The following is a 24,563-nucleotide window of genomic DNA, read 5'->3' on the forward strand; positions in this document are numbered from 1 at the left end:
CCCATGCACACCCTTGAACAACTGCGCAGCGGCGCATTGGCGGGCAAACGCCGCCTCGATCTGTCGTGTGATTTGATTGAGCTGCCGGAAGAAGTTTTCGGCTTGGCCGACACGCTGGAAGTGCTCAACCTGAGCGGCAACCGTTTGCGCGCTTTACCGCACCAGCTGCCACGCCTGCACAAACTGCAGGTGCTGTTTGCGTCAGACAACGACTTCACCGTGCTGCCAGAAGTGCTGGGTGACTGCCCGGCTTTGCAGATGGTCGGCTTCAAGGCCAACCGCATTGCCCATGTGCCTGCCGCCGCGCTGCCGCCTGCCTTGCGCTGGTTGACGCTGACCGACAACGCCATCGGCCATTTGCCCACCGAACTGGGCGAACGCCCAGCCCTGCAAAAGCTGATGCTGGCGGGCAACCAACTCACGGCTTTGCCGAGCAGCCTGCAAGCGGCGCACAAACTGGAGTTGCTGCGCATCTCGGCCAACCGCCTGGAGCACGTGCCCGACTGGCTGACGGAACTGCCGCGCCTGGCGTGGCTGGCTCTGGCGGGCAATGCCATGGATTGGGCTTGGGCGAGCGAGACGGCCCTGCCCGAAGTGCCTTGGCATGCCCTGACACTGGGGGCTTTGTTGGGCGAGGGCGCTTCGGGTCACATCCACCATGTGAAAGCAGCTGGCTGGCCGCAGCCGCTGGCGCTCAAGCTGTTCAAAGGGGCGGTCACCAGCGATGGCTTGCCCGAAGACGAACTGGCCGCTTGCCTGGCTGCAGGCCAACACCCCACGCTCACCACGCCCGTGGCCCGGCTGACCGAGCACCCCGCGCAAGCGCAAGGTTTGCTGATGCCGCTGATCCCGGCAGGGTACACCAACTTGGCGGGGCCACCAAGTTTGCAAACCTGCACGCGCGACGTGTATCCGCTAGGTTTTACGCTGACTGCGCCCATGGCCTTGCAAATCGCCAGCGACGTGGCGGGAGCCGTGGCGCATTTGCATGCACGCGGCGTGATGCACGGGGACCTGTATGCCCACAACATTCTGATCGACCCGGTGCACGGTCAAGCGCGACTGGGCGACTTGGGCGCGGCCACCCGCTTGCCCGGTGACCACCCAGAACTGTGCCAACGCTTGTTCGCGCTCGAAGTGCGGGCCATGGGCTGTTTGCTGGAAGAGCTGGCCACACACGCTCCCGCATCAGGCAGCCATGCGCTTCGTGCACTCGCTGAAGTCTGCCTACGCCCCGTCCCTGATGAGCGACCCACCATGGCCGAAGTGGCTCGGCAGTGTCAGGTCTTGCTCACTCACTTGGCAGTTTGAGTCAGACGGCGCTCAATCCAGAAATCGGATGGCCATGTCGGACGGTGGGACCATACAACTCTCTGTGCGTCCAAAAATCCAGTAACGGTGGCGAGCCAGCAAGCGGTACAACGCATCGCGCAAAAACGCAGGCACCAAACCACCCAGCCATGCGGCACGCCACGGCCAACCCAGATGGTGCAGGATGCGCAAAATGGCAGCCGTGTGCTGCCAACTGCGGCGGCCATCAACCAGCAACAGGGTTTGCAGCCCCTCGACCTGCAAACCCGCTTGGTGCAACAAAGCCTGCCCGGTGGTGCCTTGTATGGCCGCGAAACGGAAAACGCCCCGGTGGTCGTGTTTGAGGAGAAACTGCACCCAACCGTTGCACAGCAGGCACTGCGCGTCAAAGACGACGATCAGGGAGAACGATGGAGATGGCGCGCTCACAGGGCCAGCGCGGTGGTGTTTTTGACTTCTTCCATCACCGCATAAGTGCGCGTCTCGCGCACGCCAGGCAGCTGCCAGAGCACGGTGCCCGCAAATTCGCGGTAGGCGTTCATGTCGGCAGCGCGGGTTTTGAGCAGGTAGTCAAAGCCCCCGGCCACCATGTGGCACTCCATGATCTCGGGGCGCACCTGCACCGCCGCCTTGAACTGGTCGAACACATTGGGGCTGGTGCGGTCGAGCAGCACCTCCACAAACACCATCATCCCTGCGCCCAGTTTGAGCGGATTCAGCCGCGCCTCGTAGCCCAGGATGAAGCCCTCGCGCGTGAGCCGCTGCACCCGCGCCAGCACCGCCGTGGGCGAGAGCGACACGGCTTCGGCGAGCTTGAGGTTGCTGATGCGGCCGTCGCGCTGCAGCAGGTCCAGGATGCGGCGGTCGGTGCGGTCAATGTCTGGCGTTTCGGTGCTCATGCCGTGCATTATTCATTGAAATAACAGTATTTTGGTGAAATATTTCGTTACAGATCGGGATGATGGCGATTCATGTCAACCAGCGAAGTCGCCGCCATGAACGCCCCCACAACACCCCTGCAACTGATGCCCACGCCCGGTGCCCACTTCACCCCCGGCGGCCCGCTGCCCGAACGCAGCGCTTTGCGCGAGGCCATCGCCCGCGCTACGCGCCTGCCCGAAGCGCAGGCTCTCGCTCCGTTGCTGGCTGCGGCACGCATGAGTGAAGTCCAGACAGAACGCACCGATGCCCTGGCCCGCCAGCTGGTCACCGGCATGCGCGAAGGCCCGCAACAAGGCGGTCGCGCCGGGCGCGTGCAAAGCCTGATGCAGGAATACGCCTTGTCGAGCGAAGAGGGCGTGGCGCTCATGTGCCTGGCCGAGGCGCTGCTGCGCATTCCGGATGCCGCCACCCGCGACGCGCTGATCCGCGACAAGATCGGCCAGGGCGACTGGCAGCAGCATGTGGGCCGCAGCCCTTCGCTGTTTGTGAATGCCGCGTCCTGGGGCTTGCTGCTCACGGGCAAGCTGGTCGCCACACACAGCGAGGGCGCGATGCTGGCTTCGCTCACGCGTCTGATCGGCAAAAGCGGCGAGCCGCTGATCCGCCAAGGCGTGCAGCTGGCCATGCAGATGCTGGGCGAGCAATTTGTGACGGGCGAGACGATCGACGAGGCCCTGCACCACGCCCGCGCCATGGAGGCCCAAGGCTTTCGCTATTCCTACGACATGCTCGGTGAAGCGGCGCTGACCGAGGCCGATGCGCAGCGTTATTTCCAGTCGTATGAAAACGCCATCCATGCCATCGGCAAAGCTTCTAACGGCCAAGGCGTGGTGAACGGCCCTGGCATCTCGATCAAGCTGTCTGCCTTGCACCCGCGCTACAGCCGCGCGCAGCATCAGCGCGTGATGGACGAACTCTTGCCCCGCGTGTTGCAGCTCACCGAGTTGGCGAAGCAATACGACATTGGTCTGAACATCGACGCCGAAGAAGTCGACCGGCTCGACATCTCGCTCGACCTGCTTGAAGCCCTGTGCCACGCGCCCAGCTTGCAAGGCTGGCACGGCATCGGCTTTGTGATCCAGGCTTATCAAAAGCGCTGCCCCTTTGTGATCGACTTCGTGGTCGATCTGGCGCGGCGCACGGGCCACCGCCTGATGGTGCGCTTGGTGAAGGGCGCATATTGGGACAGCGAGATCAAACGTGCCCAAATCGACGGGCAAAGCGATTACCCCGTCTACACCCGCAAGCACCACACCGATGTGTCGTATCTGGCCTGCGCCCAAAAGCTGCTGGCCGCGCCCGAGGCGGTGTACCCGCAATTTGCGACGCACAACGCGCACACGCTGGCGGCCATCGTGACCATGGCGCAAGACATCGGTGGTGACTACGCGCCCGGCCAATACGAGTTCCAGTGCCTGCATGGCATGGGCGAGCCGCTGTACCGGCAGGTGGTCGGCCGAGCGAGCGTCGCCGGGCCGTCCCAAGACGCGAGGACCCCCTGGGGGGGCAGCGGGCTACACGCAGTGAGCCTGCATGGGGGCCAACAGTTCTCGCGCCCCTGCCGCATCTACGCCCCCGTGGGCACACACGAAACCCTGCTGGCCTACCTGGTGCGCCGTTTGCTCGAAAACGGGGCCAACAGCTCGTTTGTCAACCGCATGGCCGACGACAGCGTCTCCATCAGCGATCTGGTGCAAGACCCGGTGCTGCGCACCGAGCAGGACGCCTTGCAAGAAGACGCGGCCGTGGGCCAGCCTCATCCACAAATTGCACTCCCCGTGCAGCTGTACGGCGCGGCCCGCCGCAACTCCAGCGGCACCGATCTGGCGCACGAACCCACGCTGCGCCAGCTGGCCGCGCAGCTGCAGATGCACACGCAGCCCACGCAGGTGACGCCTCTGCTGGCCACCCCCTTCACCGGAGCCGAGCGCTGCACCTTGCGCAACCCCGCTGACCACCGCGATGTGCTCGGCAGCGTGCAACACGCCAGTGCCGCCGATGTGAACGCGGCCCTGCAAGCGGCCAGCAGCATCGCCCCCGACTGGGCTGCAACACCGCCCGAACAACGTGCCGCCTTGCTGGAGCGCGCCGCCGATCTGCTGCAAGCCGATACGCCCCGCGTGATGGCCCTGCTGGTGCGCGAGGCGGGCAAGACCTGGGCACACGCCGTGGCCGAGCTGCGCGAAGCGGTGGACTTTTTGCGCTACTACGCAGCGCAGGTGCACCGCGACTTTGACAACGCCACGCACAAGCCACTGGGACCAGTGGTGTGCATCAGCCCGTGGAATTTTCCGCTGGCGATCTTTGTGGGCCAGGTGGCCGCCGCGCTGGCCGCAGGCAACCCGGTGCTGGCCAAACCTGCCGAGTCCACGCCGGGCGTCGCAGCCCTGGCCGTACAGACTTTGTGGGCTGCTGGTGTGCCCAAAGCCGCTGTGCAGTTGTTGCCTGGGCGCGGTGCCGAGGTGGGCATGCAACTCGTGCGCGACGCCCGCGTGCAAGGCGTGATGTTCACCGGTTCCACCGAGACCGCCCGCATGTTACAAGCCGCGCTGGCCGAACGCCTGAACGCGCATGGTCAGCCTGTGCCCCTGATCGCAGAAACCGGCGGCCAGAACTGCATGGTGGTCGATTCGTCGGCGCTGCTCGAACAAGTGGTGACCGACGCGGTGGCCTCGGCTTTTGAAGCTGCAGGCCAGCGCTGCTCGGCCCTGCGCGTGTTGTGTGTGCAGGACGATGTGGCCGACCGACTGATCGCCATGCTGCAAGGCGCGATGGCCGAAATCACCCTGGGCACGCCCGCGCAACTGAACGTGGACATGGGGCCCGTGATCGACGAACGCGCACGAACGGGCATTGAAGCGCATGTGAACGCCATGCAGCAACGCGGCTGCCCAGTGCACCGCATGGCCCGCAACACGCTGAGCGATTTACCCGCTGGCACGTACGTGCCACCCACACTGATAGAGATCACACACATTGGGCAGCTGGAGCGCGAGGTGTTCGGCCCGGTGCTGCACATCGTGCGTTATGCCCGCCACGAGCTGGGCAGCTTGCTGCAAGCCATCAACGAGACGGGTTACGCCCTCACCCTGGGCGTGCATTCGCGCATCGAAGAAACCATCGCGCAGGTCACAGACACCACCCACGCGGGTAACGTCTACGTCAACCGCAACATGGTCGGCGCGGTGGTGGGCGTGCAGCCGTTTGGCGGTGAAGGCCTGTCTGGCACCGGCCCCAAAGCGGGCGGGCCGCTGTACCTGCTGCGTTTGCTGGCCGCGTGCCCGGCCGATGCCGCCTTGCGCAGCGTGCAGGCCAGCGGGGCCACCGCCATGCCGCACGCCACACCCGCGCTGCAAGCCCTGCACGACTGGGCGGTCACCCAAAACAACTTAACCCTGGCCCACGCGTGCGCGCAATTTGCCGCCACCAACCCCGCAGGCCTGCAAGCCACCCTGAGTGGGCCCACGGGCGAGCGCAACGTCTACCGCTTGCAGGCCCGTGCGCGGGTGCTGTGCCTGACGGGTGATCAGCCCGGTGCCGATGCCGACCGCCTGACGCAGCTGGCAGCCGTGCTGGCTGTGGGCAGCCGCGCCGTGTGGCCCATGTCTACGCAGGCGCTTCTTGCGAATTTGCCTCCTGCGGTGCAAAGTCAGGTGACGCTGGAAGACGAAGCGCACGGCAACCCTGTCCATGCCGCGCTGCTACACGCTGACGGGGCCGCAACCTTGCACTGGCAAGCACAGCTGGCGCAACGCCCGGGGAGTATCGTCACGCTCACAGCCTTGAGCCCGGGGGATGTGGCTGTACCGCTGGCACGCCTGGTCAGCGAGCGCAGCATCAGCACCAACACAGCCGCAGCGGGTGGCAACGCCAGTTTGATGAGCTTGGCGGTTTGAGCCTGTCAACCTTGCCGCTCAGCTGAGCGGTCACCACCAGCGGTGCGGCGTTACTGGCCTGTGCTGGCCGAATGTCCGGATTTAGCTCTGGTTGAGCAACTGGGCAAAGCGGCCCAAATCCACGTTGCCGCCACTCACAATGATGCCCACGCGCTGACCTTGGAGCTGCTTGCTGGCTTGGATGGCTGCCGCCAGTGACAGGCAACCCGTGGGCTCGACCACCATCTTCATGCGTTCGGCATAAAAACGCATGGCCTGCACCAGTTGCGCATCGGTCACGGTGTGCACACCGTCCACCAGGCGGCGGATGATCTCAAAGGTGATTTCGCCGACCATGGGCGTTTGCGCGCCGTCGGCAATCGTCACCGGGGTGGCAATGCGCACCCGCTGGCCCTGTTGCAAGGACTGCTGCACATCGTTGCCCGCTTCGGGCTCCACGCCGTAAATCTTGCAGGCCGGGGACAGGGCCTTGGCCGACAGGGCGCTGCCGCTGAGCAGACCGCCACCGCCCAAGCACACGAACAAGGCGTCCAGCTCGCCCACTTCCTGAAACAGCTCCAGCGCCGCCGTGCCCTGGCCGCTCAGCACGTCCGGGTGGTCAAACGGCGGGATGAAGCGCATGCCGTGCTCGGCGGCCAGGCCTTTGGCAATGGCCAAGGCATCGTCTTTGTAGCGGTCGTAGCCCACCACCTTCGCACCATAACCCCGGGTGGCGGCCAGCTTGGCGGGCGAGGCGTCATGCGGCATGACGATGGTGGCCGGGATGCCCAAAATCTGCGCCGACAAGGCCACGGCCTGTGCGTGGTTGCCCGATGAATAAGCCACCACCCCGGCCCGGCGCTCGGCGGGCGTCAGCCGCGACAGGGCATTGAAGCCCCCCCGGAACTTGAAGGCCCCCATGCGCTGGAAGTTTTCGCACTTGATGAAGGCCTGGGCACCCAACTGTGCGTTGAGCGTGCGCGACTGCAGCACCGGGGTTCGGTGGGCGTGCCCTTGTAGCCGCGCAGCGGCGGCCAGAACGTCTTCAAAAGTGGGTAGGGCGCTGGCATCGTGCATCGGTAATCCCTGAAGGGTTGCAAAGTGGACATGTTGACATGACTGGCGGGGCTGCACAAATCCTGAAAGAGGCAGTGATGGGAAGTCCAGATTTGGGGTCAAGTGCGCGGGTCATGCGAGCTTGATGACGTCGCCGGTTTGAAAAGCACCAACTTGCCACCTGGGAGACAAAGCCAGCGACTGGCGGTGGCTAACATGGCTCATGCACCTGACTGTTTCATCTCCCGTTCAAGCCCTGGCCGACATCCACCGCATCGAGGCCACGCCGCTGGCCCAGGCCATGCCTTGGGTCAGCACCTATGACCTCATCCGTGCCAGCGCCCAGGCGCATGCCGACCAGCCTGCACTGACCTTTTTGCACACGGGCCAACCCGGCGGCAAGTCCACGACCTGGACCTATCGTGACTTGCTGCAAGGCATCCACCAAACGGCCAATCTGCTGCACCAGTTGGGTGTGGGCCCTCAAGACGCGGTGGGGGTTCTGTTGCCCGGCGGTCTGGCCTACCACCTGGCACTTTGGGGTGGCGAAGCGGCAGGCATCGTGCAACCGCTCAACCCCTTGCTCAGCGATGAAAAATTGCTGTCGTTGCTGCGGGCCAGCAACGCCAAAGTGCTGATCGCGCATGGCGTCGAAGACGACAGCCAGTTGCGCGCGAAAGCCTTGCGCCTGCAAACCCAGTTACCCGGTTTGAAAACGGTTTTGCTGGTCAACCCCAAAGGCGACCCACAGCAAGGCAGCGACACGCTGCCTGCTGGTGCCCAAGACTTCCACGCCTTGCGGGTCACGCAGGTGGCCGACCACCTGGTCAGCCAACGGGTTTTTCAGCCCACGGACATCGCGGCTTACTTTCACACAGGCGGCACCACCGGGGCCCCCAAACTGGCCCGGCACAGCCATGGTGCGCAGGTGTTCACCGCTTGGGCCAATGCCAGCATGCAAGGCTTTCGCTCGAGCGATGCAACGATCAACGGCTACCCTCTGTTCCATGTGGCGGGCGTACTGCCCGGGGCCTTGTGTTCGCTGGCCGTCGGCATGCATGTGATCATTCCCACCGAGGCCTTGTTTCGCAACCGCGAGGTGGTGCAAAACTATTGGCGGCTGGTGGCTCACCACCGCTGCACGCTGATGTCGGGCGTGCCCACGGTGCTGGCTGCCCTCGCAGGCGTGCCGCTGCAGGGGGCCGACATTTCAACCCTGCGTGCCGTGCGCACAGGCGCAGCGCCGCTGCCGCCCGAACTGGCGCAACGCTTTGAACAAGCCTTCGGTTTGCACATCAACGAGAGCCTGGGCATGACCGAAACCGCAGGCCTGAGCACCGTGGCCCCGCCGGGTCTGAGTGCGCCCGCAGGTTGCGTGGGCTGGCCTTTGCCCCATGCGCGTGTGCGCATCGTGGCGCTGAGCAGCGACGACCAGGCCACATCGAACACCCTTCCTGCTCGCGAAAAAGGCATGGTGCTTTACCAAGGGCCGAATTTGTTTTCTGGTTATCTGGATGCCGCAGAGACGGCGCGCAGTTTCACACCGGACGGCTGGCTCATCACGGGTGATGTGGGCTTCATCGACACGCAAGGTCGCCTGCACCTGTCGGGCCGCGCCAAAGACCTGATCATCCGCAGCGGCCACAACATCGACCCCAAAGTGATCGAAGACGCGCTGGGTGCGCACCCCGCCGTGGATTTGTGCGCGGCTGTGGGCGCACCGGATGCCTATGCGGGCGAGTTGCCCGTGGTGTTCGTCACCCTCAAAGCCGGTGCCCAAGCCACCGAAGCCGAGCTGCTGTCTTTCACAGCCCAGCGGGTTGACGAAGCGCCGGCCCAACCCAAGTCCATCACGGTACTGGAACGCATGCCGGTGACCAACGTGGGCAAGATTTACAAACCCGAGTTGCGCACGCTGGCCACCGCAGCAGTGGCCAAGGGTCTGATCCAGCAAGTGATGACGCCCTTGCAAACCGCACCCGCACAATGGCCGCAGGTGCGGGCCACGGGCGATGCACCTGTCGAGATTGACGCGACCACGACGCCAGCGGCTGCTTGGGCTCAGCTCAAACCGCTGCTGTCCGCCTTGCCTGTCAAAATCAATTTCAAGGAAGCTTGATCACCGATTTCTGAGGTGATCGCGCAGTTGGGTTTGCACGGGCTCTTCGGCCTTGAGTTGGTCGCGGGTCTGGGTCAAGGTCTGCTCTTGCGTCTTCAAGCGTGACAGCATCTGGGTTTGCGCTTGTTCCTGGTTGCGCAGCTGATCCAGCAATTCGGGTTTGTCTTGCGCATGGTCCTGAATCTGAGCACGGGTGCGGGTCAGTACACGCTCTTGGCGCTGAATCTGGTCACGCGTCTGCTTGAGCAGCTTGTCCTGCCCCTTGATCAGATCGCGTGTGTCGGACAAGGTCTTTTCTTGCGTGCGGATTTGGGTCTGCTTGTGCAAGTTTTCTTTTTGCCGCTCCACAAATTTTTCCGTTTTTTCCGTCAAGCCGGTGCCGGGGCTTGTGCCTTGGGCTGAAGCAGACAAATGGGCAAGCGCCAGCAACATGGCTGCAGTCAATGATACGGTTTTGAAAATTCGGGCGTTCATGGGTGGGTCCTTCGCTCTTGGGGTGAAACAGAAGGCCAGTCTGCGAGAAAAATTGCCGCACATGAATTCACCGAACGGTCAATTTTCATCAACCCCAAGGTCTATACCCTCACCCCTCACTCACCCCTTCCCGTCACTGGTGCCAAGCCGTGCAATGGCATTCGACGCAAGCCAAAAAAAACGCCACGACTGGCGTGGCGTTTTGGGATGACCCATCAGGGCTCTGGGTCAGCTCAGGTGCTTGCCGATGATCCCGGCCAACTCGAACATGGTGGCCTGGTCTTTGCCGAACACGGCCTGCAGTTTGCCGTCGGCGGTGATCGAGCGCTTGTCGGCCGGGTTTTGCAGGTTGTTGGCCTTGATGTAGTCCCAGATTTTCTTGACCACCTCGGTGCGGGCATAGGTGCCGTCACCGATCACGGCGGCCAGCGCAGCGCTGGGCTTCAAGGTGCCCACAGCGGCTTTGCGTGGAGCCTTGGGTGCAGTCGTCTTGACGGCTTTTTTGGCCGCAGGCACCTTGGCTGTTTTGACGGCGGTCTTCTTGGCTGCGGGCTTGCCGAAAGGCGTCTTTTTGGCGGCTGTTTTGCGCGGGGGGTATTTCTTGCCGCCTTCGCGTTGCTCAAACTCAAAAGCCACTTTGCCTTCTTCAGCGTTCCAGGCCAGGAAGGCCTTGAAGCTGCGGCGCGTGCGGTTGCTCACGAACTTGTCGAGCAAGTCGGTCTTGCCGGTGGCCAGCAATTTGACGACCTGTTCACGCTCCACCGGTTGCTGCAAGATGATCTTGCCGCTCTTGAAGTCGCAGCTGGGCGTGGGTTGCTCGTTGGTGGGCACGGCTTTGCTGCACACATAGTTGCTGCCATGCTCGTGCACCGGGCTGCCGCACTTGGGGCATGCGCCCAGCGCTTCGTCGCTGAACTCGACGATCTCGCCACTTTCTTCGTTCTTCTTGTCGTCACCGAAATCGAATTCGAGCTTCCAATTTTTCTCTTCTTCGTTGTACTTGAGCGCCATCTCGGCCACAAAAGGCCATCCGGCCTTGGAGCGGAAGCCGTCCAGTGGGCCGATCTTCTTGTGGCGCATGAACTGCTCGACTTCGGCGGGCTCGAAGGTACGGCCTGCGGGCGACTTGCCAAACGAGAAGCCGCAGCCTTCGCTCGCGCCGTCTGCGCCGGTGCAGGTGTACCTGCGGTAGTTTTCTTTCACCACGCCGCCGCAGTTGGGGCAGGGCGTGGTCACCGTGGCGTAGTCGCCGGGCACGGTGTCGCGGTCGTATTCCTTGGCTTTCTTGACGATGTGCTCGGTCATGGCCGCGATCTCGGCCATGAAAGTGGAGCGGCTCAACTTGCCTTGCTCCATTTGTGCGAGCTTGTATTCCCACTCGCCGGTCAGCTCAGGCTTGGACAGTTCCTCCACACCCAAACCGCGCAAGAGCGTCATGAGCTGGAAGGCCTTGGCCGTCGGGATCATCTCGCGGCCTTCGCGCAGCATGTATTTCTCGTTGATCAGGCCTTCGATGATGGCGGCGCGGGTGGCTGGTGTGCCCAAGCCTTTTTCCTGCATGGCTTCGCGCAGCTCGTCGTCGTCGACCATCTTGCCTGCGCCTTCCATGGCACCCAGCAGCGTGGCTTCTGAGTAACGTGCAGGCGGACGCGTTTTGAGGCCTTTGGCCTCGACCGATTCCACGCCCACCTGTTCGCCGGGCTGCACAGGCACCAGGTTCTGACCTTTGTCGCCGTCTTTAGCGTCTTCGACCTCTTCTGCGGCTTCTTTGCCATAAATGGCCAACCAACCGGGTTTGACCAGCACCTTGCCCACAGTCTTGAAGCTGTGGCCTGCGGCCACGCTGATGCGGGTGGTCACTTGGTATTCGGCGCTGGGGAAAAACACCGCCATGAAGCGGCGCACCACCAGGTCATACAGCTTTTGCTCGGCCTCGGACAGGCCGCTGGGCGCTTGCAGCGTGGGGATGATGGCGAAGTGGTCCGACACCTTTTTGTTGTCGAACACACGCGGAATTTTGCGCACGTAGTTGTTGTTCAAGGCCGTGAGCGCGTGCGGGGCCAAATGCTTCATGCCGCTGTCGGCCAGCATCTCGAAGGTTTCCTTGGCCACGGGCACATAGTCTTCGGGCAGGTGGCGCGAATCGGTACGCGGGTAGGTCAGGGCCTTGTGGCGCTCGTACAGGCTTTGCGCCAGCGCCAGCGTGGTCTTGGCCGAAAAGCCGAACTTGCCGTTGGCTTCGCGCTGCAGGCTGGTCAAGTCAAACAAGCCGGGGCTGGCTTGTGTGGTGGGTGTGGCCTCTTCGGTGACCGATGCGGTCTTGCCGCGCACGGCATCCACAATCGCCTGCGCTTCTGCAGCCGTCCATTTGCGGTCGGCTTTCTTCTCGCCGTCTTCTTCTTTCTTCCACTTGGGATCGAACCACTTGCCGGGGTAGGTGCCTGCGGTGGCGGCGAACTCGGCGTGGATCTCCCAGTAGTCACGGCTGATGAATTTGCGGATTTGCTCTTCGCGCTCGACCACCACGGCCAGCGTGGGGGTTTGCACCCGGCCCACGGTGGTCAAGAAGAAGCCGCCATCGCGCGAGTTGAAGGCAGTCATGGCGCGGGTGCCGTTGATGCCTACCAGCCAGTCGGCTTCAGAGCGGCTGCGGGCGGCATCGGCCAGGCCCTGCATCTGCTGGTTGCTGCGCAGGCTGTCAAAGCCGTCGCGGATCGCTTGTGGCGTCATCGACTGGAGCCACAGGCGTTGCACAGGCTTGTCCAGGGTCTTGGCACCGCCTGCGTACTGCTCGATCAGGCGGAAGATCAGCTCCCCCTCGCGGCCCGCGTCACAGGCGTTGATGAGCGCGGTCACGTCTTTGCGCTTGGCCTGTTTGACCACGGCACTCAAACGGCTCTTGGTCTTGTCCACCGGCTTCAAGTCAAAGTGCGGCGGAATGACAGGCAGGTTGGCAAAGCTCCACTTGCCGCGTTTCACGTCGTATTGCTCGGGGGCCTGGATCTCCACCAGGTGGCCCACCGCGCTGGTCACCACATAGGTGTCGTTCTCAAAGTGGTCGTCGTGTTTCTCGAACTTGCCGGATACCGGCGTGAGGGCTTTCACGATGTCTTGAGCCACCGAAGGCTTCTCTGCAATTACCAATGTCTTCATGTCATTACAATCCGTTGTCTCGCGTGTGCGCACGCGCCCGGGCACGCGCTCACGCGCACGCCCACATGAATTCACCATAACAAATTTTTAACGCCGTGGCCAAAACCCCAGTTTCTTCCCCCAGCCGCTCCAGCGCGAGCGCATCCGGCAAACGCATCCAGGTTCGCCGCTCCGGCGTGCATGGCAAGGGCGTGTTTGCACTGCAAGACCTCGCCGAAGGCGAGACCCTGATCGAATACGTGGGCGAGGTCATCAGCTGGGACGAGGCACAAGACCGCCACCCCCACGACCCTGAAGACCCGAACCACACCTTCTACTTCCATGTGAACGAAGACCGGGTGATCGACGCGCTGCACGGCGGCAACTCTTCACGCTGGATCAACCACAGCTGCAACCCCAATTGCGAAGCCGACGAAGAAAACGACCGCATTTTCATCAAAGCCATCCGCAACATCAAGGCGGGCGAAGAGCTGAACTACGACTACGGTCTGATCATCGACGAGCCTTACACCAAGAAGCTCAAGGCCGAATACCCTTGCTGGTGTGGCAGCAAGAACTGCCGTGGCACGCTGCTGTCGCCCAAAGAGCGCAAAGACACACCCAAGATTCCAAGCCAGAAAAAAGCCAAGGCCAAGTCCAAAGACAAACCGAAGGTCAAGTCTGAGGCTAAGCCGAAAAACCAAGCCAAGGCGAAAGCCAAAAGCAAAGCACCTCAAGCGGCCAAGCCCGTGAAAACGGAAAAGGTCAACAAGACGGCCAAGCCCAAAAAGGCGGTCACGAAAAAGGGCTGACCCCTGCTGGCCTGCAGCGTTGACCCTTTAGGAGGCCGCCCCCGCAGCCGAATGCTGGTCAATCTCTGCAGGCCTTGTCGAAGGCGCCAAAAAACGCCAACATTCGCGAGCAGGGGCTCGCTTTCACAACGCACACGTTGAGCCAACGCCACCATGATCACGCCCACCGCTTGGCCTGCTGAAACTGTTTGGCAACAGGTGTTCCCCCTGTTGCCCGATTTCACGGTCGAAGTGCTGCCCGAAATCGATTCGAGCAACAGCGAACTCATGCGCCGGGCCCGCGCCGGGCAGCACGAGCCCACACTGCTGGTGGCCGAGCGCCAAACCGCAGGCCGTGGCCGCATGGGCCGAGTGTGGCAAAGCCAGCCGGGCGATTCACTCACCTTTTCACTCAGCCTGGCGCTGAAGCCCCAAGACTGGTCTGGCCTGTCGCTGGCTGTGGGCCTGAGCTTGGCCGAAAGTCTGCACTCCGACGTGGGCCTGAAGTGGCCCAACGATTTGTGGTTTCAAGACCGCAAGCTCGGCGGCATCCTGGTCGAAGCGGCCAGCATGGGCGGGCGCAGCCAAGTGGTGGTGGGGGTGGGGCTGAACATCCGCCCGCGCCCCGCAGACGGCCTCAACACAGCGCCAGCGGCCCTCACCGAGCTGCTGCCGGACTTGACCGCACCTGACTGCCTGGCACGCGTGGCGATGCCTTTGATCCAGACCTTGTTGGCGTTTGAACGCGAAGGGTTTGCGCCGCTGCAAACCCGGTTTGAGTCGCGCGATGTGCTCAAGGGCCGGCGCGTGCACACCAGCGATGGCCAAGTCGGCGTGGCAATCGGCGTCAGCCCCAGCGGCGCTTTGCGGTTGCAAACCGACACCGGTGTGCAAGAAATTCACAGCGCCGAAGTCAGCGTGCGCCCATTTCCCTTGGAGAACGAGTCCCGATGATGCGTTGGTTGATGGCCCTTTTGCTGATCCTGAATCTGCTCACGCTCGCTTGGCAATGGGACGCTTTTGCCCGCTGGGGCTGGGGCCCCAACACCGCGCGCGAACCTGAACGCGTGCTGAACCAGCTGCGACCTGAAGCCATTCAAGTCGAAACCCCTGCTGCTGCCTCACAACGCATGGCAGCGTCAGCGGCCTCAGAGGCCAGCGCCGCAGCATCGACGGGCCCAGCGGCCAGCGCGTCGGTGCCTTCCGCACCCGTTACGCCAGCGCCAGCCAGCCCCGCAGCCAAAACGAACCCTTAACCCCTTTGACGGAGACTTTGATGAGCCTGAAACTTTACTTCGCCCCCGGTGCCTGTTCTTTCGTGCCCCATGTGCTGCTGGAAATGAGCGGTGCCGAGTTTGAACCCAGCATGGTCAAGCTGCACAAAGGCGAGCAAAACAGCGAGGAATACAAAGCCATCAACCCGCGTGGCCAAGTGCCTGTGCTGGTCAACAACGGCCAGGCGGTCACGCAAATCGTGGCCATAGTGTTGCACCTGGACCAGCTGTTCCCACAAGCGGGCTTCTTGCCCACCGAGCCCTTGGCCCGCGCGCAAGCCATCTCCACGCTGGCCTGGATGAACAACACCGTGCACCCCACCTTCACGCACATCTTCATGCCGCAAAAGTTCTCGGACTTGCCCGAAGTGCAAGCCGCCCTCAAGCCTTACAACACCCAACTGTTCCGCGGCATGCTGGGCGAATTGCAGACACTGGTGAAAGCGGCTGCGGCCAAAGGCCAGGCATGGCTGAGCGGTGAGCGTTTTGGTCCACTGGACGCTTACAGCCTGACCCTCACGCGCTGGGGCACCATTGCCGGCATCACGCCCGAAGAACACCCCGAACTGTGGGCCTTTGTGCAAAAAGTGGCGGCAGAACCTGCCGTGGCCCGCGTGATGGAGCGCGAGCGTTTGCAGCTGAACATGGGCAAGCCCGCTTGAGACAGACAACGCCCCTTCAGGACTTCGGCCACAGGGGCAGTCTCCCGCAAAGATAGGGCTTTTGGAGGCGCATGTGGGAGCGAGCCCCTGCTCGCGAATGGCAGCCAGCGCCATTTCAGGCATTCGGGCGCAGGGGCGACCTCCCACAAAAAGCGGGGCTGCGCCTGCTTTCAGCTGGGCGTGTTGAACCGCAGGGTGAAGCAAGCACCCGGCGGGGTCTGGTTGGGAAAGGCCGCGTCCACGCTGACGCTGGCGCCATGCTGCTGCGCAATTTCCCTGACGATCGGCAAACCCAAGCCTGAGCCGTCGACGTTGGTGCCCAGCGCCCGGTAAAACGGCTGAAACACCAGATCGCGCTCGGCCAAGGGAATGCCCAGACCGTTGTCTTCTACCTGCATCACCAGCGCTTTGCTGTACGGGTCGACCAAAACACGCACCGTGACCACACCCGGATGCTCTGGCGTGCAAGGGGTGTAGTGGATCGCGTTTTCGACCAGGTTGCGCACCATTTCCTTGAGCAAGGTCGGGTTGCCCTGCACGCATGCCCCCGGTGTCCCGGCATCCACGCCTTCGTAGCCCAGATCGAGGCCCTTGTCCATCGCCCGGGGCAGACAGTCTTGCAGCACTTCGCTGGCCAACAGCACCATGTCGCAGCTTTGCTGAGGCACATGCGTGCCGCCACCTTCTGCACGGGCAAGTGACAACAGCTGGTTCACCGTGTGCGTGGCCTGCACACTGGCGCGGCCGATTTGCTTCAATGATTTTTTCAGGTCTTCTTCGCTGGAGCCTGAACGCTGCGCCAGATCGGCCTGCATGCGCAAACCCGCCAAGGGTGTTTTGAGCTGGTGCGCTGCATCCGCCAAAAAACGCTTCTGGGTGACGATCGAGTCCTTCAGGCGTTCGAGCAGATCATTCACCGACACCACCAACGGCGCCACTTCCATGGGCACGGCCTTGTCATCCAGCGGGCTCAGGTCATCGGGCTTGCGGGCACGGATGCGCTCTTCGAGTTCGGACAACGGCTTGATGCCGCGCACCAGCGCTAGCCACACCAACAGCACCGCCAAGGGCAACAAAGCGAACTGGGGCAGCATCACGCCCTTGATGATCTCGGCCGCCAGCACAGAGCGTTTTTCACGCGTCTCGGCCACCTGCACCAGTGCGGGATGCTTGCCCTCGGCATCGAGGCGTATCCAGGTGTAGGCCACGCGCACCTCGAAGCCGCGCATTTCGTCATCGCGGATGTGCACTTCGTAGCTGCTGCCTTTGTCTTGGTCCACGGGGGGCAAGGGCAGATCCCGCTCACCACTCAGGTGCTCTTGGTGCCCGCCCCGCACCTGGTAATAAACCAGGTCGGTCTCGTCGGCCCGCAACAGTTCACTCGCAGGCTGGGGCAGGTTGAATTGCACCCGTTTGTCGGGGCCGAGCTTGACCTGTTGGGCCAAGGCCTGCACGTTGTAGACCAGTGCGCGGTCGAACGGTTTGTTGGCCAGCCCTTGCGCCACCAGCCAGGTCAGGGCCAGGCTGATCGGCCACAGCAGCAGCAGTGGGGTGAGCATCCAGTCGAGGATTTCCCCGAACAAGGAACGTTGTTCCCGCTTGAAGATGCGCACATTCCAGCCGCGGGATTTCATGGCGGCGGCATCCTGGATTGGGGGGCGATGCGTGTCAAATCACCAGGCACTTAGCCCGGGATTTTTTCCAAGCAATAGCCCAAGCCACGCACGGTGGCGATGCGGATCGGGCCTTTTTCGATCTTCTTGCGCAAGCGGTGGATGTACACCTCGATCGCGTTGTTGCTGACCTCTTCGCCCCATTCACACAGGCGCTCGACCAACTGGTCTTTGCTGACCAACCGGCCCGCACGCTGCAACAAGACTTCCAGCAAGCCCAACTCGCGGGCGGACAGCTCGACCATCTTGCCGTCGATGGTGGCCACTCGGCCAGACTGGTCATAAATCAGCGGGCCGTGCTTGATTTGTGAGGTCGCACCACCCATGCCACGGCGGGTGAGGGCGCGCACACGGGCTTCGAGTTCTTGCAGGCTGAAGGGCTTGGCCATGTAATCGTCGGCGCCATAGTCCAGGCCTTTGACGCGCTCTTCAACACTGTCTGCCGCCGTGAGAATGAGCACTGGCAATGTGGAGCCTCTGGAGCGCAAGCGCTTGAGCACTTCCAGCCCATGCATTTTGGGCAAGCCCAGATCAAGGATCAGCAAGTCAAATTCGTTGTTGGTCATCAAGGCCGCATCGGCCTCGCTGCCACTGGCCACGTGGTCCACCGCCGCACCAGCGCTGCGCAATGTGCGCAGCAATCCATCGGCAAGCACCTGGTCATCTTCGGCTATCAGAATTCGCATGTCTGTCTCCTGTTTTATGGGTGCGGCTCGTTCCGGGCTGATGACCGGGGTGCTGCAATTCTAGTGTCTGGCACAGGGGCTTTTGTCTTGTCAGCAAGAAGCATTTGAGCCGCCATGGCGGCTTGTTCGCGTTCGGTCAGTGCGCATAAGCCTCCAGGCCCAAAGCCACCACGGTCGCCACATCTTTGCCCACGGCATCGCGGAACTCGGCCTCGGCTTGCGCCACCGCATCCTTGAAGGCTTGCAGCCAAGCCAAGCCCACGGGTGTGAACACCACGCGCCGTGCGCGGGCGTCCGACAAATCGGGCTCGCGCTGCACCAGGCCCCAGGCCGTGCATTGGTCCACCAAATCCCCCATGGCCTGTTTGCTCATCCCTGCGGCGCGGGCCAAATCGGTCAGGCGTGAGCCCTCCAGTGCCAGATGCCGCGTGATGTGAACGTGTGCCGCACTGATCTGGTCGCGTGAGGCGAGATTGGCCAAAGCCAAAGGCACACCCTCGTTGCCCGCCATCAGGTAGAGCACGCGTTCGTCAAAGCGGCGCATCGCATGCCCCAGCAATCGGCCCAGGTGGGTTTGCCGCCAGCGGTCATCCTGCAGCGCACTGTCCGTCATGGGCGATTGAGAGGCGGTTTCGGTCATTCGCAAATGATAAGGCAAACTGACCAAAAATAGTGTTTACAGGTTTATACAGCTCGTTTACAGTACTGTTCACGCATCCAGTAAACAGCACATCACTGCTGAGCCCGGTGCCCCAACCCATTGATATTCAAGGAGATTTTCATGAGCGACGACAACAGCGAAAAGTCCAAAGCCCTGCAAGCCGCACTGGCCCAGATTGAAAAACAATTCGGCAAAGGCACCATCATGCGCTTGGGCGAAGGCGAAGTCATCGCCGACATCCAGGTGGTGTCCACCGGCTCTTTGGGCCTGGACATCGCCCTGGGCGTGGGCGGTCTGCCCCGTGGCCGCGTGATCGAAATTTATGGCCCAGAGTCATCGGGCAAAACCACCCTCACCCTGCAGGTCATCTCCGAAATGCAGCGCTTGGGCGGCACCTGCGCCTTTGTCGACGCCGAACACGCACTGGATGTGCAATATGCCCAAAACCTGGGCGTCAACCTGCAAGAGCTGCTGGTCAGCCAGCCCGACACCGGTGAACAAGCCCTGGAAATCGTGGACAGCCTGGTGCGCTCCGGCGCGGTCGATCTGGTCGTCATCGACTCGGTGGCGGCCCTCACGCCCAAGGCCGAAATCGAAGGCGACATGGGCGACAGCCTGCCCGGCCTGCAAGCGCGCCTGATGAGCCAGGCCCTGCGCAAGCTGACCGCCACCATCAAGAAGACCAACTGCACGGTCATCTTCATCAACCAGATCCGCATGAAGATCGGCGTCATGTTCGGCAGCCCCGAAACCACCACCGGCGGCAACGCGCTCAAGTTCTACGCCTCGGTTCGCCTGGACATCCGCCGCACCGGCACCATCAAGAAAGGTGACGACGCGATCGGCAACGAGACCAAAGTCAAAGTGGTCAAGAACAAAGTTGCGCCGCCCTTCAAGACGGCCGAGTTCGACATCCTGTTTGGCGAGGGCATCAGCCGCGAAGGCGAAGTGATTGACATGGGCGTGACCGCCAAGATCGTCGACAAATCCGGTGCCTGGTACGCCTACCAGGGCGAGAAAATCGGCCAGGGCCGCGACAACGCCCGCGAATTCCTGCGCGAAAACCCGGCTTTGGCCCGCGAGATCGAAAACAAGGTCCGCGAATCACTGGGCATCCGCTTGCTGGAATCGGCCATTGCCGAAGTCAAGGGTGACTGAGCTTGAACAAGCCCGGATTTCAGCCCTCGCTCAAAGGCCGCGCCCTGCGGCTTTTGAGCCAGCGAGAGCACTCACGCACTGAATTGGAACGCAAGCTGGCCATGCACGAAGAAGTGCCCGGCGAGCTGGCCAAGGCCTTGGATGAACTGCAAGCACGGGACTTCATCAACGACGGCCGCGCCATCGAGTCGGTGGTGCACCGCCGTGCAGGCAAGTTGGGTGCGGCCCGGGTCAAGCAAGAGCTGGCCGCCAAGGGCCTGTCGGGCGAGGCGGTGGCCGCCGCGATGGAGGGCTTGCGTGAGACCGAGTTCAGCCGCGCACTTGGCGTCTGGCGCAAGAAATTTGACCGCCCTGCGGCAGACCCGAATGAGCGGGCCAAACAGATCCGCTTTTTGATGACCCGTGGCTTCAATGCCGAGGTTGTGCGAAAGATCGTGCAAGGCGCAGACGAAGACTGAACGGGCAGCGCCGGCAACACAAGCGCCGCAAACGTCAAAGCCTTTTGAGGGCTCCCCCCAATGAACCTCCCTGATACCAGGGAAACCACCTTGCTTTGTCTTGCCCCCGAAGGGGCACATCAAGCTGGGGAGAGCCGTCAAAAGGCTCTGAAGGTGGCTTGAGTGTCAGGCGAAATGGAAAGCGTGACCGTGCGCTGGTTCACACACCCAGCATCAGCAGGATGTTTTGCACCGCCGCACCGCTGGCACCCTTGCCCAGGTTGTCCAGGCGGGCAATGACCACGGCTTGGCGGGCCTCTTCATTGGCAAACACCCGGATTTCGAGCTTGTTGGTGTCGTTGAGCGCCGTGGCGTCCAACTTGGCGTCTGCCGTGGCGGGCTTCACACTCACCCAGCCACCCGCAGCCTGGCTTGGCGCATAGTGGGCGCGCAAAGCTTCGTGCAGGTCGGCACCCGTCGGTTTTCCAGGCAAAGTGTCCAAGTGCAATGGCAACTGAACCAACATGCCCTGGCGGAAATTGGCCACCGCCGGCACAAACAAGGGGCGGCAAGTCAGCCCGGAGTAGCGCATGATTTCAGGGATGTGCTTGTGCTTGAGGCCCAAAGCGTAGGCTTCAAACAGCGGGGCTTTGCCTGCTTCATAGTCTTCGATCATGGTTCTGCCGCCACCCGAGTAACCACTCACGGAAGGCAGACACACCGGAAAATCACGCGGCATCAGACCCGCATCGACCAAAGGCCGCAGGATGGAGATGGCGCCCGTGGCATAGCAACCGGGGTTGGCCACGCGCTCGGCCTGGCGCACAGCGGCAAGCTGGTCGGCCGCCAATTCAGGAAAGCCAAACACCCAATCGGGGTGGCAACGGTGGGCGGTGGATGCGTCCACAATGCGCGGCTTGCGGCCGGGCAGGCTGTCGATCATGGCCACCGATTCGCTGGCGGCATCGTCATGCAGGCAGAGCACCACCAAATCGGCCGCCGCCATCAGCTCTCGCTTGGCTTCGGGGTCTTTGCGGCGTGCTGGGTCAATGCTCAGCACCTCGATCTGGGGCATCAGCGCCAAGCGCTCGCGAATCTGCAAACCCGTGGTGCCCGCTTCGCCATCGATGAATATTTTCGCCATAGGTATTACTTTCTCAAGGATTCTGGTCCCCAACGTCAAGTCAATGTAAGACGCAAGGATCAGGATTGGTGCATTGCAGCATGATACAGTCGCAGGCTGCAGTGTCCAGAGCCTGCTGGCGGGGCCTCCTTCATTGAAGGACCGCAGCGGACCGGTCGAATTCCACCCCTCTGAGAGAAGACCTCATGAAGATTCACGAGTACCAAGGCAAGGAAATCTTGCGTCAATTCGGTGTGCCAGTTCCACGTGGCATCCCGGCGTTCACTGTTCAAGAGGCTGTCGAAGCCGCTCAAAAACTGGGCGGCCCGGTTTGGGTGGTCAAGGCCCAGATCCACGCCGGTGGCCGTGGTAAAGGCGGCGGCGTGAAGGTTGCCAAGACCATTGAAGACGTCAAACGCATCTCTGGCGAGATCCTGGGCATGCAGCTCAAGACCCACCAAACTGGCCCCGAAGGCCAAAAAGTCCGTCGCCTCTACATCGAAGACGGCGCTGACATCAACAAAGAATATTACGTGTCCGTGGTCACCGACCGCGCCACACAAAAGATCGCCTTCATCGCTTCCAGCGAAGGCGGCATGGACATCGAGGAAGTGGCTCACTCCACGCCCGAGAAAATCATCACCGAGTTCATCGATCCTTTGACCGGTCTGGGCGACGCCCAAGCCAAGAAGATCGCAGACGCCATCGGCATGCCTGCTGACTCCACCGCCCAAGCCGTGGACATCTTCAAGAAGCTGTACCAGTGCTACATGGAAACTGACGCTTCGTTGGTAGAAATCAACCCACTGAACCGCGACAGCAAAGGCAACGTGATGGCCCTGGACGCGAAGTTCAACTTCGACGCCAACGCTTTGTTCCGTCACCCCGAAATCGTGGCTTACCGCGATTTGGACGAAGAAGATCCAGCTGAAGTGGAAGCTTCTAAGTTCGACTTGGCCTACATTTCTTTGGACGGCAATATCGGTTGCTTGGTCAACGGCGCTGGCCTGGCCATGGCCACCATGGACACCATCAAGTTGTTCGGCGGCGAGCCTGCCAACTTCCTGGACGTGGGCGGCGGCGCAACTGCCGAGAAGGTCACTGAAGCCTTCAAGATCATGCTGGCCAACAAGAATGTCAAAGGCATTTTGGTCAACATCTTCGGCGGCATCATGAAGTGCGACACCATCGCCACCGGCGTGATCACCGCTTGCAAAGCCGTGAACCTGTCCGTGCCATTGGTCGTGCGCATGAAGGGCACCAACGACGAGCTGGGCAAGAAGATGCTGGCCGAATCCGGTCTGCCGATCATCTCTGCCGACACCATGGCCGAAGCCGCGACAGCCATCGTCGCAGCCGTTAAGTAATGACTTTGCAGGACGGTGCTGAAGGTGCCGTCCGCAACTGATTAGGAACAAACATGTCCATCTACATCAACAAAGACACCAAAGTCATCACCCAAGGTATCACCGGCAAAACCGGTCAGTTCCACACTGAGAAGTGCCAGGAATACGCGAACGGCAAGAACTGCTTCGTCGCGGGTGTGAACCCCAAGAAGGCTGGCGAGTCCATCTTCAACATCCCAATCTACGCCTCCGTCAAGGAAGCCGCCACTCAAACTGGCGCGACCGTGTCCGTGATCTACGTGCCCCCAGCAGGTGCGGCTGCCGCGATCTGGGAAGCTGTTGAAGCCGACTTGGACCTGGCGATTTGCATCACCGAAGGCATTCCAGTGCGCGACATGCTCGAAGTGCGCAACAAGATGAAGGCCAAAGAAGCCGCTGGCGGCAAGCGCACGCTGCTGCTGGGCCCCAACTGCCCAGGTCTGATCACGCCAGACGAAATCAAGATCGGCATCATGCCCGGTCACATCCACCGCAAAGGCCGCATTGGCGTGGTGTCCCGTTCGGGCACTTTGACTTATGAAGCCGTGGCGATGTTGACCGAAGTCGGCCTGGGCCAGTCCAGCGCCGTCGGTATCGGTGGCGACCCGATCAACGGTTTGAAGCACATCGACGTGATGAAGGCTTTCAACGACGATCCAGACACCGACGCCGTCATCATGATCGGTGAAATCGGCGGTCCAGACGAAGCCGAAGCCGCCATGTGGTGCAAGGCCAACATGAAGAAGCCTGTGGTCGGCTTCATCGCCGGTGTGACTGCCCCTCCCGGCAAGCGCATGGGCCACGCTGGTGCCCTGATCTCTGGTGGTGCCGACACGGCCGATGCCAAGCTGGCCATCATGGAAGAGTGCGGCTTCATCGTCACACGCAACCCATCTGAACTGGGCAAACTGCTCAAAGCCCAGCTGAAGTAATGTCTCTGCCGGCCAGCACCTTGAGGGGCTTGGCCATAAGGAGAATTACGCACACCTTTGCAGGATCTGCCCGTTAAACTCGGGCACCTGCATCTCAAAGCGCTGTCAACGCAGGTTGTCAGCGCTTTGGCTTTTATACCAACGGAGAACAACAATGGAATTGCTGCAAAACCCGGAATTCTGGATCGGACTGATCAAGATCATCTGGATCAACATCATTTTGTCGGGTGACAACGCTGTGGTCATTGCCCTGGCCGCACGCTCTCTGCCTGCCGAACAACAGAAGAAAGCCATCATGTTTGGCTCCGGCGCTGCTGTGGTGCTGCGGATCGGCCTGACCGTGGTCGCGGCCAAACTGCTGGAACTGTCCTACCTGCAAATTGTGGGCGGTCTCTTGCTGCTCTGGGTTGGCACACAACTGCTGCACGGCGACGACGAAGGCGATGAAGGCGGCAGCGAAAAAGCCGGCCTGTGGGTTGCCATTCGCACCATCCTGATCGCCGACCTGGTGATGAGCCTGGACAACGTGATCGCCGTGGCTGCTGCTGCCAAAGGCAGCATGACGCTGCTGATTCTCGGTTTGGCCATCAGCATCCCCTTGGTCATTTTTGGCAGCCAGCTCATGATCAAACTCATGGACCGCTTCCCCATCATCATCTGGTTTGGCGCAGGCTTGATCGGTTGGGTGGGCGGCGAAACCATCGTCAGTGATGTCGCGCTCAAGTCAATCGTTGAAGCCAACGGCTGGCTGCACTATGCTGGACCGGCCTTGGGTGCCGCGCTGGTGTTGGGTATCGGCAAGATGGCCAGCTCAAAGACGCCCGAAAAACCGGCAGAGTGATCTGTGTGAAGCGCCGGGCATGGCGTTCGTT

General features: G+C 62.0%; 21 protein-coding genes. 12 read left to right on the top strand and 9 right to left on the bottom strand.

The window, feature by feature from the left end:
- Nucleotides 1-3 precede the first annotated feature (3 nt).
- Complete coding sequence (locus tag B9Z33_RS03005) at nt 4-1,311, top strand: leucine-rich repeat-containing protein kinase family protein (protein WP_108285517.1); 1,308 nt, start codon at nt 4-6, stop codon at nt 1,309-1,311.
- A gap of 12 nt (nt 1,312-1,323) precedes the next feature.
- On the opposite strand, the gene B9Z33_RS03010 is transcribed toward B9Z33_RS03005, so the two are convergent.
- Together B9Z33_RS03010 and B9Z33_RS03015 are read right to left on the bottom strand one after the other, a co-directional pair.
- On the bottom strand, nt 1,324-1,713 hold the full coding sequence (locus B9Z33_RS03010; protein ID WP_108286116.1) for a thiol-disulfide oxidoreductase DCC family protein: 390 nt from the start codon (nt 1,711-1,713) through the stop codon (nt 1,324-1,326).
- Between the two features lie 23 nt (nt 1,714-1,736).
- Nucleotides 1,737-2,210, bottom strand: coding sequence for an Lrp/AsnC ligand binding domain-containing protein (locus B9Z33_RS03015; protein ID WP_108286117.1), 474 nt, complete (start codon nt 2,208-2,210; stop codon nt 1,737-1,739).
- Nucleotides 2,211-2,306: 96 nt separating this feature from the next.
- Between B9Z33_RS03015 and putA the strand changes: the two genes are divergently transcribed.
- Nucleotides 2,307-6,149 carry a bifunctional proline dehydrogenase/L-glutamate gamma-semialdehyde dehydrogenase PutA gene (putA, locus tag B9Z33_RS03020; protein ID WP_369916306.1) on the top strand — a complete coding sequence of 1,281 codons (3,843 nt, stop codon included), beginning with the start codon at nt 2,307-2,309 and terminating at the stop codon, nt 6,147-6,149.
- A gap of 81 nt (nt 6,150-6,230) precedes the next feature.
- Here the strand turns inward: putA and B9Z33_RS03025 are convergent, their stop codons facing one another.
- Entirely contained in the window at nt 6,231-7,205 is a 975-nt protein-coding gene (locus B9Z33_RS03025) for a threo-3-hydroxy-L-aspartate ammonia-lyase (protein WP_108285519.1), read from the bottom strand.
- A gap of 202 nt (nt 7,206-7,407) precedes the next feature.
- On the opposite strand from B9Z33_RS03025, the gene B9Z33_RS03030 reads away from it, so the two are divergent.
- Nucleotides 7,408-9,303 carry an acyl-CoA synthetase gene (locus B9Z33_RS03030; protein ID WP_108285520.1) on the top strand — a complete coding sequence of 632 codons (1,896 nt, stop codon included), beginning with the start codon at nt 7,408-7,410 and terminating at the stop codon, nt 9,301-9,303.
- Here B9Z33_RS03030 and B9Z33_RS03035 read toward each other — a convergent pair whose 3' ends face one another.
- Complete coding sequence (locus tag B9Z33_RS03035; protein ID WP_108285521.1) at nt 9,304-9,777, bottom strand: hypothetical protein; 474 nt, start codon at nt 9,775-9,777, stop codon at nt 9,304-9,306.
- A gap of 228 nt (nt 9,778-10,005) precedes the next feature.
- Complete coding sequence (locus tag B9Z33_RS03040) at nt 10,006-12,930, bottom strand: DNA topoisomerase III (RefSeq protein ID WP_108285522.1); 2,925 nt, start codon at nt 12,928-12,930, stop codon at nt 10,006-10,008.
- 95 nt (nt 12,931-13,025) lie between these two features.
- Here B9Z33_RS03040 and B9Z33_RS03045 point away from each other — a divergent pair, with 95 nt between their 5' ends.
- From B9Z33_RS03045 to B9Z33_RS03060, 4 genes are all read left to right on the top strand, one after another.
- Nucleotides 13,026-13,721, top strand: a complete 696-nt coding sequence (locus B9Z33_RS03045; protein ID WP_108285523.1) for an SET domain-containing protein — start codon at nt 13,026-13,028, stop codon at nt 13,719-13,721.
- A gap of 153 nt (nt 13,722-13,874) precedes the next feature.
- Entirely contained in the window at nt 13,875-14,654 is a 780-nt protein-coding gene (locus tag B9Z33_RS03050) for a biotin--[acetyl-CoA-carboxylase] ligase (protein ID WP_108285524.1), read from the top strand.
- Complete coding sequence (locus B9Z33_RS03055; protein WP_108285525.1) at nt 14,651-14,956, top strand: hypothetical protein; 306 nt, start codon at nt 14,651-14,653, stop codon at nt 14,954-14,956. Before B9Z33_RS03050 ends, B9Z33_RS03055 begins: the two co-directional genes overlap by 4 nt.
- A gap of 20 nt (nt 14,957-14,976) precedes the next feature.
- Nucleotides 14,977-15,636: a glutathione S-transferase family protein gene (locus B9Z33_RS03060; RefSeq protein ID WP_108285526.1), complete on the top strand. Its 660-nt coding sequence runs from the start codon at nt 14,977-14,979 to the stop codon at nt 15,634-15,636.
- 170 nt (nt 15,637-15,806) lie between these two features.
- On the opposite strand, the gene B9Z33_RS03065 is transcribed toward B9Z33_RS03060, so the two are convergent.
- The 3 genes from B9Z33_RS03065 to B9Z33_RS03075 all read right to left on the bottom strand — a co-directional run bounded on the left by B9Z33_RS03065 (nt 15,807) and on the right by B9Z33_RS03075 (nt 18,635).
- Complete coding sequence (locus tag B9Z33_RS03065; RefSeq protein ID WP_233252710.1) at nt 15,807-17,270, bottom strand: sensor histidine kinase; 1,464 nt, start codon at nt 17,268-17,270, stop codon at nt 15,807-15,809.
- Nucleotides 17,271-17,320: 50 nt separating this feature from the next.
- The gene (locus B9Z33_RS03070; RefSeq protein WP_108285527.1) at nt 17,321-17,995 is read right to left on the bottom strand and encodes a response regulator transcription factor; all 675 of its coding nucleotides are present in this window, start codon (nt 17,993-17,995) and stop codon (nt 17,321-17,323) included.
- A 136-nt stretch (nt 17,996-18,131) separates the two neighbouring features.
- Complete coding sequence (locus tag B9Z33_RS03075) at nt 18,132-18,635, bottom strand: MarR family winged helix-turn-helix transcriptional regulator (RefSeq protein ID WP_108285528.1); 504 nt, start codon at nt 18,633-18,635, stop codon at nt 18,132-18,134.
- Between the two features lie 141 nt (nt 18,636-18,776).
- Between B9Z33_RS03075 and recA the strand changes: the two genes are divergently transcribed.
- Together recA and recX are read left to right on the top strand one after the other, a co-directional pair.
- Nucleotides 18,777-19,814: a recombinase RecA gene (gene recA / locus B9Z33_RS03080; protein ID WP_108285529.1), complete on the top strand. Its 1,038-nt coding sequence runs from the start codon at nt 18,777-18,779 to the stop codon at nt 19,812-19,814.
- Nucleotides 19,815-19,816: 2 nt separating this feature from the next.
- The gene (recX, locus tag B9Z33_RS03085) at nt 19,817-20,272 is read left to right on the top strand and encodes a recombination regulator RecX (protein WP_108285530.1); all 456 of its coding nucleotides are present in this window, start codon (nt 19,817-19,819) and stop codon (nt 20,270-20,272) included.
- Between the two features lie 199 nt (nt 20,273-20,471).
- Here recX and argC read toward each other — a convergent pair whose 3' ends face one another.
- Complete coding sequence (gene argC, locus B9Z33_RS03090; protein ID WP_108285531.1) at nt 20,472-21,395, bottom strand: N-acetyl-gamma-glutamyl-phosphate reductase; 924 nt, start codon at nt 21,393-21,395, stop codon at nt 20,472-20,474.
- A gap of 185 nt (nt 21,396-21,580) precedes the next feature.
- On the opposite strand from argC, the gene sucC reads away from it, so the two are divergent.
- The 3 genes from sucC to B9Z33_RS03105 all read left to right on the top strand — a co-directional run bounded on the left by sucC (nt 21,581) and on the right by B9Z33_RS03105 (nt 24,532).
- The gene (gene sucC, locus B9Z33_RS03095) at nt 21,581-22,741 is read left to right on the top strand and encodes an ADP-forming succinate--CoA ligase subunit beta (protein WP_019429940.1); all 1,161 of its coding nucleotides are present in this window, start codon (nt 21,581-21,583) and stop codon (nt 22,739-22,741) included.
- Nucleotides 22,742-22,794: 53 nt separating this feature from the next.
- A complete protein-coding gene (sucD, locus tag B9Z33_RS03100; protein WP_090142737.1) occupies nt 22,795-23,691 on the top strand; it encodes a succinate--CoA ligase subunit alpha in 897 nt (298 codons plus the stop codon).
- Between the two features lie 154 nt (nt 23,692-23,845).
- Nucleotides 23,846-24,532, top strand: a complete 687-nt coding sequence (locus B9Z33_RS03105) for a TerC family protein (RefSeq protein ID WP_108285532.1) — start codon at nt 23,846-23,848, stop codon at nt 24,530-24,532.
- Nucleotides 24,533-24,563 lie beyond the last annotated feature (31 nt).

The organism is Limnohabitans sp. T6-20, assembly GCF_003063505.1.
Classification (GTDB): Bacteria; Pseudomonadota; Gammaproteobacteria; order Burkholderiales; family Burkholderiaceae_C; genus Limnohabitans_A.

Bases quoted from the DNA above. Each gene is read 5' to 3' on its own strand.
- B9Z33_RS03065 (WP_233252710.1), bottom strand. From the start codon at position 17,270: ATGAAATCCCGCGGCTGGAATGTGCGCATCTTCAAGCGGGAACAACGT.
- sucC (WP_019429940.1), top strand. From the start codon at position 21,581: ATGAAGATTCACGAGTACCAAGGCAAGGAAATCTTGCGTCAATTCGGT.
- recA (WP_108285529.1), top strand. From the start codon at position 18,777: ATGAGCGACGACAACAGCGAAAAGTCCAAAGCCCTGCAAGCCGCACTG.
- B9Z33_RS03005 (WP_108285517.1), top strand. From the start codon at position 4: ATGCACACCCTTGAACAACTGCGCAGCGGCGCATTGGCGGGCAAACGC.
- putA (WP_369916306.1), top strand. From the start codon at position 2,307: ATGAACGCCCCCACAACACCCCTGCAACTGATGCCCACGCCCGGTGCC.
- B9Z33_RS03025 (WP_108285519.1), bottom strand. From the start codon at position 7,205: ATGCACGATGCCAGCGCCCTACCCACTTTTGAAGACGTTCTGGCCGCC.
- argC (WP_108285531.1), bottom strand. From the start codon at position 21,395: ATGGCGAAAATATTCATCGATGGCGAAGCGGGCACCACGGGTTTGCAG.
- B9Z33_RS03070 (WP_108285527.1), bottom strand. From the start codon at position 17,995: ATGCGAATTCTGATAGCCGAAGATGACCAGGTGCTTGCCGATGGATTG.
- B9Z33_RS03055 (WP_108285525.1), top strand. From the start codon at position 14,651: ATGATGCGTTGGTTGATGGCCCTTTTGCTGATCCTGAATCTGCTCACG.
- B9Z33_RS03030 (WP_108285520.1), top strand. From the start codon at position 7,408: ATGCACCTGACTGTTTCATCTCCCGTTCAAGCCCTGGCCGACATCCAC.
- B9Z33_RS03105 (WP_108285532.1), top strand. From the start codon at position 23,846: ATGGAATTGCTGCAAAACCCGGAATTCTGGATCGGACTGATCAAGATC.
- B9Z33_RS03015 (WP_108286117.1), bottom strand. From the start codon at position 2,210: ATGAGCACCGAAACGCCAGACATTGACCGCACCGACCGCCGCATCCTG.
- B9Z33_RS03075 (WP_108285528.1), bottom strand. From the start codon at position 18,635: ATGACCGAAACCGCCTCTCAATCGCCCATGACGGACAGTGCGCTGCAG.
- B9Z33_RS03040 (WP_108285522.1), bottom strand. From the start codon at position 12,930: ATGAAGACATTGGTAATTGCAGAGAAGCCTTCGGTGGCTCAAGACATC.
- B9Z33_RS03035 (WP_108285521.1), bottom strand. From the start codon at position 9,777: ATGAACGCCCGAATTTTCAAAACCGTATCATTGACTGCAGCCATGTTG.
- B9Z33_RS03060 (WP_108285526.1), top strand. From the start codon at position 14,977: ATGAGCCTGAAACTTTACTTCGCCCCCGGTGCCTGTTCTTTCGTGCCC.
- sucD (WP_090142737.1), top strand. From the start codon at position 22,795: ATGTCCATCTACATCAACAAAGACACCAAAGTCATCACCCAAGGTATC.
- B9Z33_RS03050 (WP_108285524.1), top strand. From the start codon at position 13,875: ATGATCACGCCCACCGCTTGGCCTGCTGAAACTGTTTGGCAACAGGTG.